Source organism: Shewanella sp. HL-SH4 (assembly GCF_051164845.1).
GTDB classification, from domain to species: Bacteria; Pseudomonadota; Gammaproteobacteria; order Enterobacterales; family Shewanellaceae; genus Shewanella; species Shewanella glacialimarina.
The window spans coordinates 2246627-2260217 of the sequence record NZ_CP195037.1; the positions used below are offsets into that span (position 1 = coordinate 2246627).

The following is a 13591-nucleotide window of genomic DNA, read 5'->3' on the forward strand; positions in this document are numbered from 1 at the left end:
CATGAATTTAGCGTTATGCTATTGCCTTTATCGACTTGTTTGTTAGCTGAGCTAACGACCAAAGTTGTTTTAGATTGAAAGCATTTTATGGTTTACACGGTCAACTCTATTAGTTGATATTTTATGAGCCTATATTGAATAATCGCCATCGTAAGATGCTGTAAGATTTATTCAGTCCGGCATATTGGATTTTGAGTGCGATGCAAAAAACACTGAAAAACTACTGGCTAATTACTTTCACTTTGTTCGCACTTGTCGGACAAGGTTTGTTAGCTAATGGTAGTTCTATGGTGCCGATGGATCATCAACAATCCCATATGGTGAGTCAAACATTGAGTGATGGTTCAGATAATAATGTGCCTCTGACCTCAATGCAGCATGCCTCCGCTATGACAGATTGTCATGGCAATATGCTGCCTGATCAGAAATCGCAGCAAGCAGATAACAACAGCTGTTGTAATGGTGTAGGCGGTTGCAGTATCGATTGTAATCATTGCTTAACCATTACCTTTACCGCTGACTTAAGTGATATTCAGTTAGCTATTGCTAATGCTCCTGCTAATCCAGCCCCTATCGCGGTGGCTGTAAACAGTTTCTCTATCGACTTCCCGCCAGCTTTTAGACCTCCTATCGTCTAACGTAAACATCTTAGCTGCGCATTTATGGTATATCGCCCATGTTAGCAGCAAATTTTACTGTTTCTTTTTAAACGAGTTTTAACACTTACGAGTTTTAACACTTACGAGTGTTAAATAGTTCGAGGTCTATATGAAAATATCCCCCTGTAAAAGCGTATTTACGTTTGTTTTAATGCTAACCACAAGCTTGCTGATGCCATCAGTGACATTTGCTTCCGAGGATGAACATGCGGGGCATGATCATACTGCACAGCCAATGGATGCTGTAAATAGCACCACCACTGCTGACAAGGTTTTTAATCAACCACAGCCGGCACTACTACCGACTAAAAACAGCGCTAATGACGCGAACATCAAATATGTTTGTCCCATGCACCCGCATGTGGTGTCTGATGCTCCTGGTACCTGTCCAATTTGTGGCATGAACTTAGAAAAAGTCACCCTAGGTGAAGTGGGCGAGGAAGTGGTTGTTGGCGTTTCTGGGGGCATGCAGCAGGCGTTAGGCATGCGCAGTGAAACCGTTACCGAGGGCACCCTGTGGAAGCTAGTTAAAACCATAGGTACGGTAGAATACAATGAAAATATGATTGGTCATGTACATACCCGAGTGACTGGCTGGATAGAAACCCTTAAGGTGCATACGGTTGGCCAGCAAGTAAAAAAAGGCCAATTATTGTATGAGCTGTATTCACCTGAGCTGATAAATGCTCAAGATGATTACATGCAAGCCAGAGATTACCTTAAGCAGGATAAAAACCGTGGTGCGTTATTGTTGAAAAAAGCTCGCCTACGCCTTGAGTTATTAGGGGTAAGTTCGGCGTCGATTCAGCAATTAGAGCGCACCGGTGACACCCTTTATCGCGTGCCATTTTATGCCGAGCAAGATGGATTAATTAGCCGGCTTACAGTGCGTCATGGCATGTACGTGCAACCGGGTGATACCTTGTTTGAAATCGTTGATTTAAGCAGTGTGTGGGTGATTGCCGATGTATTTGAGAATGAACAAAGCTGGTTAAAACAAGGTCGCCCAGTTGAGGTGACGTCTGCGGCGCAAGGCCTGTTTGATATTGAATCCAGCATAGATTACATCTACCCAGAGTTAGACCCAGTGACACGGGCAATGCGGGTAAGAATTCGCTTAGATAACCCGAATCAGCAATTAAAACCAGGCACCTTAGTGGATGTAAAACTGTTTGGTGGTCCAAACCGCGGGGTTTTAGCCATTCCAACCGAGGCGTTAATTCTTACCGGGCGTGAAAACCGTGTTGTGGTGCAACGCAGTGATAACCAATTTGCTTCTGTACCCGTTAAAGTTGGCATGATTGCCCAGGGTAAAGCTGAAATCACCGAAGGCTTAAAGGCTGGCGATAAAGTGATTGTGTCGGGGCAATTCTTGCTTGATTCTGAAGCCAGTATTCAAGGTAGTTTGCAGCGATTAAGTGGCAGCAATAGTGCTGCGCTTGATCCACACGCAAATCATTAATCGGAGCTCACTATGTTAGAAAAAATAATTAGTGCGTCGATTAAGCAGCGCGCCATGGTGTTGTTAATGACCGTGGTTATCGCATTAATTGGCTATCAAGCCATGCGGATGACGCCTTTAGACGCTTTACCTGATTTATCTGATGTGCAGGTGATTGTAAAAACCTCATATCCAGGCCAAACACCGCAGTTAGTTGAAGACCAAATTACCTACCCATTGTCGACGGCGATGCTAGCCGTGCCTGGCGCGAAAACCGTGCGTGGCTTTTCGATGTTTGGCGATTCCTATGTGTACATTATTTTTGAGGATGGCACAGACATCTATTGGGCTAGATCACGGGTTTTAGAATATTTATCGCAAACACAAGGTCAATTACCGCCTAACGTCACCCCTTCATTAGGGCCTGACGCATCTGGCGTGGGCTGGGTATTTCAATACGCCCTTGTTGACCGTAAAGGTAAGCATGATTTAGCTCAGCTTCGATCACTGCAGGACTGGTTTTTAAAATTAGAATTGCAAAGCGTTGAAGGTGTTTCAGAGATCGCCACTATTGGCGGCATGGAGCAGGCGTATCAAATTATTGTCGACCCACACAAACTGGCGTTGTATCAAATTGACTTGATGACGGTCAGGAATGCGCTGGATAACTCGAACAGTTCTACCGGTGGCTCGGTGATTGAAATGGCCGAAGCTGAGTACATGATCAGCTCGTCGGGTTATCGCCAAACTCTAGAAGACTTTGCCGAAATCCCTTTAGGTATTGTGGCAGAGTCGGGCACGCCAGTATTGATGAAAGATGTGGCGCAACTGCGTACTGGCCCTGCGGCTCGAAGAGGTATTGCCGAGCTTGATGGTCAAGGCGAAGTCGTTGGTGGCATTGTGGTGATGCGTTACGGTGAAAATGCCCTAGCAACCATCAACAACGTTAAAACAAAATTAGCCGAAATTGAGAATGGTTTACCCGATGGTGTTGAGCTAGTGATTACCTATGATCGCTCGGAACTCATTTTAAACTCGGTTGATAACCTCAAGCGTAAAGTACTAGAAGAAATGCTGGTGGTCGGCTTTATTTGCCTTATTTTCTTACTGCATGCTCGCTCAACCTTAGTGGCGATCATTTCATTACCGATTTCAATTTTAGTCAGTTTTATTGTGATGAACATGATCGGTGTCAATGCCAACATTATGAGTTTAGGCGGGATTGCAATTGCGATTGGTGCAGTGGTGGACGCCGCCATTGTGATGGTCGAAAACCTCCATAAACACCTTGAGCATTATCGCGACCAACATGATGGCGAAGCGCCAACGGGTGAAGCCCATTGGGAGTTAGTGCGACAATCGTCGGTTGAAGTCGGGCCGGCACTGTTTTTTAGCTTATTGATTATTACCTTAAGCTTTGTGCCTGTGTTTGCACTTGAAGCGCAGGAAGGGCGATTATTTCATCCGTTAGCCTTTACTAAAACCTTTGCTATGGCAGCATCGGCTATTTTGGCCATTACCCTAATTCCGGTATTAATGGGTTATCTTGTGCGGGGCAAAATTCCCGCAGAAAAGAAAAACCCGCTAAGTCGCATATTAATTGCCATGTATGAACCGCTGTTACGCGTGGTACTGCGCTTTCCTAAAATGACTATATTAGTCGCTATTATGGCACTTGGCAGTGCGATATACCCTATGACTAAAATGGGCAGCGAGTTTATGCCGTCACTCGAAGAAGGCGATTTATTGTATATGCCTACCACCTTACCGAGTGTCAGTTCAGGCAAGGCGGCGGAAATATTGCAGCAAACCGATCGCCTGATTAAAACCATTCCTGAAGTGAAAAGGGTATTTGGTAAGGTTGGCCGCGCAATTACAGCGACCGATCCCGCACCGCTAACCATGCTTGAAACCACAATTATGTTGAATCCTCGTGATACCTGGCGTGAAGGTATGACACTGGAAGGCATTATTAGTGAACTGCAAAAAACCGTAAAAGTGCCCGGTATTACCAATGCATGGGTGCAGCCGATTAAAACCCGTATTGATATGTTATCCACTGGGGTAAGAACCCCCGTGGGAATAAAAATATCCGGGGCAGACATTAATGAGCTACAACGGATAGGTGCTGAAATTGAAGCTGTAGTGAGCAAGTTGCCAGGTACCACTTCTGCTTTTGCGCAGCGCACTAGTGGTGGCCGTTATATTGATATCGAACCCGATCTTAAAAATGCAGCCCGTTACGGTATGACCTTAAAAGATATTCAAGATGTGGTGCAAATGGCCATTGGTGGCATGCAAGTTGGCCAGTCGATACAAGGGCAAGAGCGCTATCCTATTATCATTCGCTACCCACGTGAGCTACGTGACAACATAGAAAAACTCAAAGACTTACCTGTACTTACCAAAACGGGTAAATATGTGCCTTTGGGTAATTTAGCCAGCATTACCATCAGTGATGGCGCGCCTATGTTAGCCAGTGAAAATGGCCGTTTAATCAGTTGGGTGTTTGTTGATTTGCAAGACATCTCCATTGGCGAATACATCAAAATGGCACGTATTGCGCTGGATGAACAAATCACTTTGCCGCCTCGTTACAGTTACAGCTTTGCTGGCCAATATGAGTACATGCAGCGGGTTGAGGCTAAAATGAAGTTAGTTATTCCATTGATGTTAATGGTGATTTTTATCCTGTTGATGATGACATTTAGCTCATTTATTCAAGCGTCGGTGATCATGTTAAGTCTACCATTCTCATTAGTGGGCAGTGCATGGCTATTGTATTTGCTCGACTTTAACTTCTCGGTTGCTGTGTCGGTCGGGATGATAGCCCTTGCAGGTGTTGCCGCTGAGTTTGGGGTAGTGATGCAGGTGTATTTGAATAACAGTATTAAAGATCGCCAAGCCGCAGGGCAATACAATCATCGCTCTGACTTAACCGAAGCGTTAATTCATGGTGCGGTAATGCGTATTCGCCCTAAAGCCATGACGGTAGCAACTATCTTCTTTGGTTTGCTGCCCATTATGTGGGGTAGCGGTACAGGTAATGAAGTGATGCAGAAAATCGCCGCGCCTATGGTCGGTGGTATGGTGACCGCACCGTTACTGTCATTGTTTGTTATTCCGGCGATATATTTACTGATATACGGTCGTAAGATGGCCAAGTAACGTCAGCTTGAGCTAAGAGATGAATAAAAAAGCCCTCAATATGATTGAGGGCTTTTTACTGTCACAGTAGAAAGGTTAAAACTGAACACCTAGGTTGGCGATTGATCTCGGGTTTTCCACAATGAATACAACACGCCTGCCAAAAGTAAACCAAAGGTCACACCTAAAGACAGCGCGGTCGGAATTTTAAAGTCGATTAAGCCGGTTTGGTTAAAATAAACCAGCCCGACTTTAACGCCGATAAATACCAATACCACAGATAAAGCGTATTTTAAGTAGTGGAATCGATGCACCATTGCCGCCAAGGCAAAATACAACGCACGTAGCCCTAAAATGGCGAAAATATTTGAGGTATAAATAATAAAGGGATCTTGCGTTATCGCAAAAATAGCCGGAATACTGTCTACCGCAAAGACCAAATCTGCTGTTTCAACTAAAATTAGCGCTAGAAACAATGGCGTAGCCCACCACCCTTTACTGAGTTGATGGTCTTCACCGCGCACCCAAAATTTTTGTTGGTGTAGCCCAGGTGTAAAGCGCATCTTGCTTCTCAGCCACTTGTAAAACTTATTATCTTCAAGACTGCTGTGTTCATCATCAGAGAACAGCATTTTGATACCGGTGAAAATAAGGAACAAGCCAAACAGCACCAATATGCCCTGGTATTTAGCCACTAGCACAGCGCCAAGACCAATCATGATAGCGCGCAGCACAATTACGCCTAATATGCCCCAGAATAACACTCGATGTTGGTATATCCGCGGAATGCCTAAGCTGCTAAAAATAAGCGCAATAACAAAAACGTTGTCCATTGAAAGCGACTTTTCAATTAAATAGCCCGTCAGGTATTCCATACCTGCGGTAGAACCTTTGTACCACCATAACCACGCACCAAACAGCAAGCCCATCGTAATGTAGAATGCCGACAGCTTAAGGCTTTCTGCGACAGATATTTCGTGCTGTTCTTTATGTAATACACCTAAATCAAAGGCTAATAAGCCAACGACAAAAGTAAAAAACATTGCCCATACCCAAACGGGGTACCCAATAAACAACGTTGTAAGCAATTCCATAAATTTCCTTAGTTATCGATAATCAGCGTGACAAAACACACTAATAAGAAGCCGATATAGTCACTCAATAAGCACTTTATCTATAAGCTAGTTATACCGGCTCGTTATTTTAAATCATCATTTTTAAAATTGGCTTAAGGTGAGCGGTTTAAAAAATGGTTTTTGTCGTTTAAACAGTGTTTTATACTGAAATTGACGTGATGATGTTGTCTTAAATGGCCAATGGCACCTTATGTTTGTCGCTTAGACAAGATGATTTAGGGCGGCATTAGGGTGGATTTACATCAACTTGCAAATCTATGTTTGGCTTATGCCCGAAAACAGATGCATTTTTAAGCCACTTTTGTCAAAATGTAACAATTACATGACTTAGTACACCTTATTTTTTCAACATTTCAGTTTATAAAAATAACCTAAAAAAGGACTTTCTATGAAAGCTTTTACACTGGTTTTGACCAGTTTAGCCTTAGCAGTTGCGGGCATGGCGCATGGCGTCGAAATCGATCTTAATCATATTCATCGCCTAGGCCCCGTTAACCAAAAAAGCGCTGCGCCATTGTCGAAAAGTGCTCATGCGGATGCGTTACGTGCCAATCTTGTGGCAAAATTAACCCAGCCCGATGCCACTAAACCCGTGTCAGTTTTTAATCAGCCATTAACTTGGCAGTCAGCGGTAGAAAAAGCGGAAGGCGAGGGCTGGTTAGCTTACCAACTCCCACTATCAACCCAGCGATTTACCCAGGGTACACTAAAGATAAAAGGGCTTGAAAACCCACAAGTGTATTTAAATGGGCAGCTCGTAAAATCCGCAGATGAAGTGCCGCTGGTGTTAGCCAATGGTGATTATCAACTCATTGTGTTAGCTGATGGCCAGCAAGCTGATGTGCCTTTCAGTTTAGATTGGCAGGGTAACAGTGATGTTGATGTTCTGAGTTTTGTAAAACAAGACACCCAGCGCGTGTCTGCGCAGCAGTTGTTTGATGCCAAAACGATTAGCAGCATGCAGTTATCGCCTAATGGTAAATACCTACTGCAATCAACGGTTGAATATTCCCCTAGTGAGGGCGACAAAGCCATTTCGGTTACCGAGCTACGTGATGTTGCTAGCAACCAAGTGCTTTACCGATGGCAAGACAGCTCGCCGCAAAGCAGCGCATTTTCATCAGATAGCAAGCAGTTAGCTTATGTGACTGGGCAGCAAATCGTGCTGTTAGATATCGCCGATTTATCTCTAAAAATGGTAGCGGATAAAATTGAAGATGTCTCTGGTTTACAGTGGTATGGCGATACCTTGTTATTTAGCTGGCAAAAAACCTTTAAAGCCGACGAAAAAGCCACCTCAAAGCGCTATCAAGCACTGGAAGATCGCTGGAGCTATTGGCGTAATAACAGCCAGATTTACCAGTTAGATCTGGCATCTGGCGCAATGAGACAACTTACTGACTCTAAACAAAGCAGCGACTTGTTAGACAGTGATGTCAGCTTAGGTAAGCTGTTATTGACACGTTCAGTGGTCGACTATGCCCAACCTGCTCATGGCCTGACGCAATTAGTTGAGTTGGATATTGCTAGCTTAACGGAAGTCATAATTGGCGAATACCGCACCTTTGGTAGTGCTTTGTACGGCGAGAATGGCATGTTTATTTTGGCCGGTCCTAATTTTATGGATGGCCTAGGCAAGCAAGACCCTGCTATGGAAGTTAATGACTATGACGGTCAATTATATTGGCGTGAAACTAAAAACGAACAAATCACAGCCCTAAGCAAAGAGTTTGATCCTGCTATTACTAGCATGACAGCGGTTGCGGGTAGAGACTTGATTTTATCCGTGATAGAGGGTGATTTTGCCCCATTGTATTTCTTTGATAAAAGCCAAAATAAGTTCAGTAAAATCGATACGGGCGTCGAAATGGTTAACAGCTTTGGTATTGCTACCGATCAAGCTTTACCTACCATTGTTTATGCCGGAACATCGGCAACTGTGCCGCAACAAGCATACGTGATGAATATAAAGTCAAACCGCAAAGTGATGCTGTTTGATAGCAAAGTCACTAGTTATGCCACCACACGTTTAGGCCAAATTGAAGATTTTGACTTTACCAATAAACAAGGTCAATTGATTGATGGCCGAGTGTATTTACCGGTCGATTATGATGCCACTAAAAAGTATCCGGCATTGGTTTATTACTACGGCGGCACCTCACCTGTTGGGCGTCACTTTACTGGACGCTGGCCATTTAATTTATGGGCGGCGCAAGGCTATGTGGTGTATGTATTACAGCCTAATGGCACAACGGGTTATGGGCAAGCATTCAGTGGCCGTCATGTTAATGCCTGGGGTAAACACAGTGCGGACGACATAATTGAGGGAACTCAAGCGTTCTTGCAGGCTTATACCGCCGTTGACCCTAAAAAAGTAGGTAATATGGGCGCGTCCTATGGCGGCTTTATGACCATGTATTTAGCGACTCAAACAGATATTTTTACAGCATCTATGTCTCACGCTGGGATCAGTAACCTATCTTCATACTGGGGACATGGCTGGTGGGGTTATGGTTACTCTGGTGTGGCGAGTCGAGGTAGTTTTCCATGGAATAACCGTGAGTTATATGTAGATCAAAGCCCGCTGTATCATGCTGATAAAATTACCACGCCATTATTACTAATCCACGGTGATGCCGACACCAATGTGCCAGTTGGCGAAAGTCATTACATGTATACCGCGCTTAAGTTATTAAACAAAGACGTAGAATTAGTCGAGTTTGCCGGTCAAGACCACCATATTAATGCGCGTAAGATACGTTTTGATTGGTGGGACACCACAATCGCATGGTTTGACTTACAGCTTAAAGGTGAACCAGAGTGGTGGAACACCCTTTATCCTGAAACCAAAAAATAGTCTGACTAAATAACCTCACCGTCACTTTTAACTCGAGTTAAGGTGAAATAAATTAGCCTCGCAATGCGAGGCTTTTTTTTGTTATTCAACAGTGAGCTGTTTATCGCTCATTGATTAAACATCATTGCGTTAGACCAATATGATGCCGGTATATTTCAGTGATGGTGTCCCGCAACCATTTATGCGCAGGATTATTACGCTGTCGTCTATGCCAAATTAACGATAATTGTATCGGTTTAATGTTAACCGGCATGTCAATAATTTGAATATTAAAAGCCTGCTGGTATTTATGGGCTAATGATTTGCTACAGGCGCCAATACAATCACTTTGAGCCACCAAAGAAATTAACGAGAGTAACGAGTTGCACTCAGCCACCACTTTTCGGGTAGACAGATTATTCTCCGCATAAAAATCAACAATCGAGGTATTTGCGCGGGTGAGATTGAGCTTAATGTGTTGCTCAGAAAAAAATTGTTCAGCACTAACACTACCATTAATGCGTGGATGATTATGGCGGCAAATTAATACAATTTCATCCGTGGCTAGGGGTTGGTAAATTAAGGTGTTATCGCGGCTATCAGTAATATCAATGGCGAGATCGGCTTGTTGGGAAAATAGTGCCTCATTGATTTGTGTTTCATTGGTATTTTGATCTTTAAAGGTGATTAACGGATTGCCTAGCTTTTGCAAATGCAAAGTATGCGGTAGCAATTGATCTGTGATGGATTCGAAGGCTAGAACAGTGAATTGCTGACGAGAACTTTTGCTATCAAATACCTTAGTATCTTCAACTAATCCTTCTAACACTTCAAGTGAAGGCAGTAGTTGCTCCATCAGTTGATGTGCGTATAGGGTGGCGATAATACCGCGCCCATTACGAATAAATAAGTCTTGGCCGCATAACTTTGATAACCGCTTAATCGAGCCACTGACCGCCGCTTGAGTCACGCCAAGCTGTTCAGCCGCAAGGGTGATCGACTGGTGATGGTATACCTGCGAAAACACTCTATAGAGATTCAAATCAATCTTGTTTGACATAAGTTTTCACCATGGCTGCGGGCGTTAATTCATAAGTATAACTTAATAATCAACCATAGTTACCTTTGTTTATCTAAATTGTTAACAGTTTATGATGAACGCAATTAAGTCAGCGAGCGCTTTGATTATTCGCTTGGCATCAAGTAGCAACCTCAATATGGGTGATTAATTATGAACAAGTCAGTTATTGCTTCAATCGTTATTTCAAGCTTGTCTTTTAGCTATTCAGCTGTGGCACATGACCACGCTGCTGGCCAGGATGAACATGCATTAACAACCTCATTTATGTATCAAGGTAAGCCCGCCACTCAGGCGACCAAAGCATACAATACTGAGTTTGCCAAGGGGTTAAAGTTTGACGATACTAAATCGTTTCAAGAAGGCCGTGCCAACTTGATTGCCCCGCTTGATGCAGCAACCGCAGCACTATTAGCCGATGCCTATGAATTTATCGGTGATAAAACACCAGATACCATTAATCCATCGCTTTATCGTCAGGCGCAGATGAATAATGAAGCCTATGGCTTGTATCAGGTGAACGATAACATTTTCCAAATTCGTGGTACTGACTTAGCCAACATGAGCTTAGTGCGTACCGATAATGGTTGGATTGTATTTGACCCGCTAACCACACGCGAATCAGCCAAAGCCTCGTTAGCCTTCGCCCTTAAAAACTTGCCTTTTGGTAATAATGATCCTGTTGTCGCTATGGTTTATTCGCACTCACATGCGGATCACTTTGGGGGTTCTCGTGGAATACAAGATATGTTTCCTAACGTAAAAGTGTACGGTTCAGCCAATATCACCAAAGAGATGGTTGATGAAAACGTACTAGCGGGTAATGCCATGTCTCGCCGCACGTCTTATCAATACGGTGCGACTATGGTGCCATCAGAAACCACTATTGTTGATGCCGCCTTATCAAACGGTATTGCTAAAGGCGAGATCACCTATGTGCTGCCACACCACGAAACAAACTTAAAGGGTAAATTCGAAACGGTAGTGATTGACGGCTTAGAAGTGGTGTTTATGGATGCATCAGGCACTGAAGCCGTATCAGAAGCCGTCGCTTATATCCCCAGCATGAAGACGATTTGGGCAGCGGAAGTGACCTACAAAGGCATGCACAATGTGTATACCTTACGCGGCGCTAAAGTTCGTGATGCGCTTAAGTGGTCGAAAGAAATCAATAACATGATCCAAGAATGGGGCGGTGAAGCAGACTTCTTATTCTCAGCGCACAGCTCACCAGTGTGGAGCAACAATGATATTAATGATTTCTTAAAACTTCAGCGTGACAACTATGGTTTTGTTCATAACCAGTCATTACGTTTGGCTAATAATGGCGTGGTATTGCAAGATATTGGTTGGGAAATCCAAAAAGTATTACCGCAATCAATTAAAGATGCATGGCACACCAATGGTTACCACGGGACTTACTCGCACAATGCACGCGCCGTATATAACATGTACTTGGGTTACTTTGACATGAACCCTGCTAACCTAAATCCATTACCAACAAAAGCGGAAGCGGCTAAGTTTGTTGAATACATGGGAGGTGAAAAAGCCGTGCTGAAGCATGCTAAAGCCGATTTTGCCAAGGGTGAATATAACTTTGTGGCAACAGCATTAAACAAAGTGGTTGTCAGTAACCCAAGTAACAACGATGCGCGTTCGCTACTGGCTGATACTTATGAACAGTTAGGTTATCAATCGGAAGGCGCAGGTTGGAGAAACGTGTACCTTTCAGGGGCACAGGAGCTGCGTATTGGTCGTCAAGCGGGTGCGCTTAAATCAGCATCAGCAGATATTATTGCTGAAATGCCAGTCGGGTCGTTACTGGATTACTTAGCGATTAAAGTGGATTCAATTAAAGCGCAAGAATATGCCTTTGAAGTTAACTTAGTCCTTCCAGACACCAAAGAAATCTTCGTGGTTGAGCTTTCGAACGGTAACTTAAGCAACGCTAAAATTGATAAAGTAAAAGACACAGCAACAGCGACTTTGACTATTAATCAATCTGACATCGTTAAGCTGAACCTTAAGCAAACAACGGTTAAAGACTTGCTTGCAAGTAAAGCGGCTAACATTAAAGGTGATGCATCTTTCTTAGAAACCTTAGCGAAAGTGATGACAGAGTTTGACCCCGCATTCGAGATTGTGCCATTACCGTCAGATAAAGTGATTGAAGCTAATCGTGCTATCTACATGCAAGATGTCGCCAAGCCAGCACACAATGACCGTCACCATGGTCATGATAGTAAGTAAATACTGATTAACTTACTCCGTAATAACAAACCGCTCATTGAGCGGTTTTTTTATGGGGTTCAGTTTGGTCCTGTAGCTTGCCATTGCTGACAAAAAGCCATAAAGCTTTTAAGCAGTGGGTTTTGATATTTGTCTTTATGGATTAAAAACCAAAAGCGGCGTGGCATGCTAATAGGCGGAGTCAGTTGGCTAACTCGACCACTTTTTATGGCATATTGTGCCGCCAAAGTGGATAAACAGCCTAATCCCAGCCCTGCTGAAACACTGCTAATCAATGCCTCAGTGGTGTTGATTTCGAAGGCGAGCTGCCAATGGTTAAGTTTCGGTGCCAGAGTATTAATAAAAACCTCGCGTGAGCCTGAGCCGGGCTCCCTTAACACCCAATCGCTATGTTCTAAGTCTGTTATTGTCAGCGTTTTTTGCTTAGCTAGTGGGTGATCGATGGCGCTAATAATGCACATTTCATCGTGACTGAAAGGGATTGAAATCAAATCTGGATGATGGGTTTGACTTTCGATAAGGGCAATATCTAGCTCAAAATCAACTAACTTTTGGCAAATAGTGGCAGAGTTTGAAATAAATAAGCTTTGCGATAAATGCTGATGTTGTTGCCGAAATTGGCTCAGTAAATACGGGCTAATATGATTGCCTATGGTATCGCTACTGCCCAGCCTGAGCTTGCCGTACAAGGCTGGATTATCGCTAAAAAGATGCGTGATCTGCAGGGCGCGATTAAGTAATTCATCTGCCAAGGGTAACAGCTGTTGCCCTTCTTGATTAAGAATAAGCCGATTGTTTACCCGATCAAATAATGGATGAGACAGTTGTTTTTCAAGTTCTGCCAACGCCATGCTGATAGCGGCTTTAGATAAGCAAAGCTGTTCTGCTGCAGCCGTTAAGGTTTTGTGTTGCGTAATTGCATGAAATACATTGAGCTGCTTCAAAGATATGTGCATGGCCATAGTGATACCATCCTCGCGTTTATCGTTATCATCAACGCCGCCATTGATGAACCTAGTGTTAATTTATTTTTATACTCTAGTA

Annotated in this window: 8 protein-coding genes; 5 read left to right on the forward strand and 3 right to left on the reverse strand. The window is 43.6% G+C overall.

Annotated elements, in window-relative coordinates; all coding sequences use genetic code 11:
• The first annotated feature begins 200 nt into the window (after nucleotides 1-200).
• The 3 genes from ACRWQL_RS10845 (at nucleotide 201) to ACRWQL_RS10855 (ending at nucleotide 5268) form a co-directional block, all read left to right on the forward strand.
• A complete protein-coding gene (locus tag ACRWQL_RS10845; protein ID WP_434949911.1) occupies nucleotides 201-638 on the forward strand; it encodes a hypothetical protein in 438 nt (145 codons plus the stop codon).
• A gap of 130 nt (nucleotides 639-768) precedes the next feature.
• Nucleotides 769-2121, forward strand: a complete 1353-nt coding sequence (locus tag ACRWQL_RS10850) for an efflux RND transporter periplasmic adaptor subunit (RefSeq protein WP_434949913.1) — start codon at nucleotides 769-771, stop codon at nucleotides 2119-2121.
• 12 nt (nucleotides 2122-2133) lie between these two features.
• Nucleotides 2134-5268: an efflux RND transporter permease subunit gene (locus tag ACRWQL_RS10855; RefSeq protein WP_434949915.1), complete on the forward strand. Its 3135-nt coding sequence runs from the start codon at nucleotides 2134-2136 to the stop codon at nucleotides 5266-5268.
• A gap of 89 nt (nucleotides 5269-5357) precedes the next feature.
• Here ACRWQL_RS10855 and ACRWQL_RS10860 read toward each other — a convergent pair whose 3' ends face one another.
• Nucleotides 5358-6341 (reverse strand): TerC family protein, encoded by a 984-nt coding sequence (locus tag ACRWQL_RS10860; RefSeq protein WP_434939430.1) that lies wholly within the window; start codon nucleotides 6339-6341, stop codon nucleotides 5358-5360.
• A 430-nt stretch (nucleotides 6342-6771) separates the two neighbouring features.
• On the opposite strand from ACRWQL_RS10860, the gene ACRWQL_RS10865 reads away from it, so the two are divergent.
• Complete coding sequence (locus ACRWQL_RS10865) at nucleotides 6772-9240, forward strand: alpha/beta hydrolase family protein (RefSeq protein WP_434949917.1); 2469 nt, start codon at nucleotides 6772-6774, stop codon at nucleotides 9238-9240.
• Between the two features lie 121 nt (nucleotides 9241-9361).
• Here ACRWQL_RS10865 and ACRWQL_RS10870 read toward each other — a convergent pair whose 3' ends face one another.
• Nucleotides 9362-10279 carry a LysR family transcriptional regulator gene (locus tag ACRWQL_RS10870; protein ID WP_434949919.1) on the reverse strand — a complete coding sequence of 306 codons (918 nt, stop codon included), beginning with the start codon at nucleotides 10277-10279 and terminating at the stop codon, nucleotides 9362-9364.
• A 171-nt stretch (nucleotides 10280-10450) separates the two neighbouring features.
• On the opposite strand from ACRWQL_RS10870, the gene ACRWQL_RS10875 reads away from it, so the two are divergent.
• Nucleotides 10451-12547 (forward strand): alkyl/aryl-sulfatase, encoded by a 2097-nt coding sequence (locus ACRWQL_RS10875; protein WP_434949921.1) that lies wholly within the window; start codon nucleotides 10451-10453, stop codon nucleotides 12545-12547.
• 59 nt (nucleotides 12548-12606) lie between these two features.
• Here the strand turns inward: ACRWQL_RS10875 and ACRWQL_RS10880 are convergent, their stop codons facing one another.
• Nucleotides 12607-13503 (reverse strand): LysR substrate-binding domain-containing protein, encoded by an 897-nt coding sequence (locus ACRWQL_RS10880; protein ID WP_434953365.1) that lies wholly within the window; start codon nucleotides 13501-13503, stop codon nucleotides 12607-12609.
• Between the last annotated feature and the right edge of the window lie 88 nt (nucleotides 13504-13591).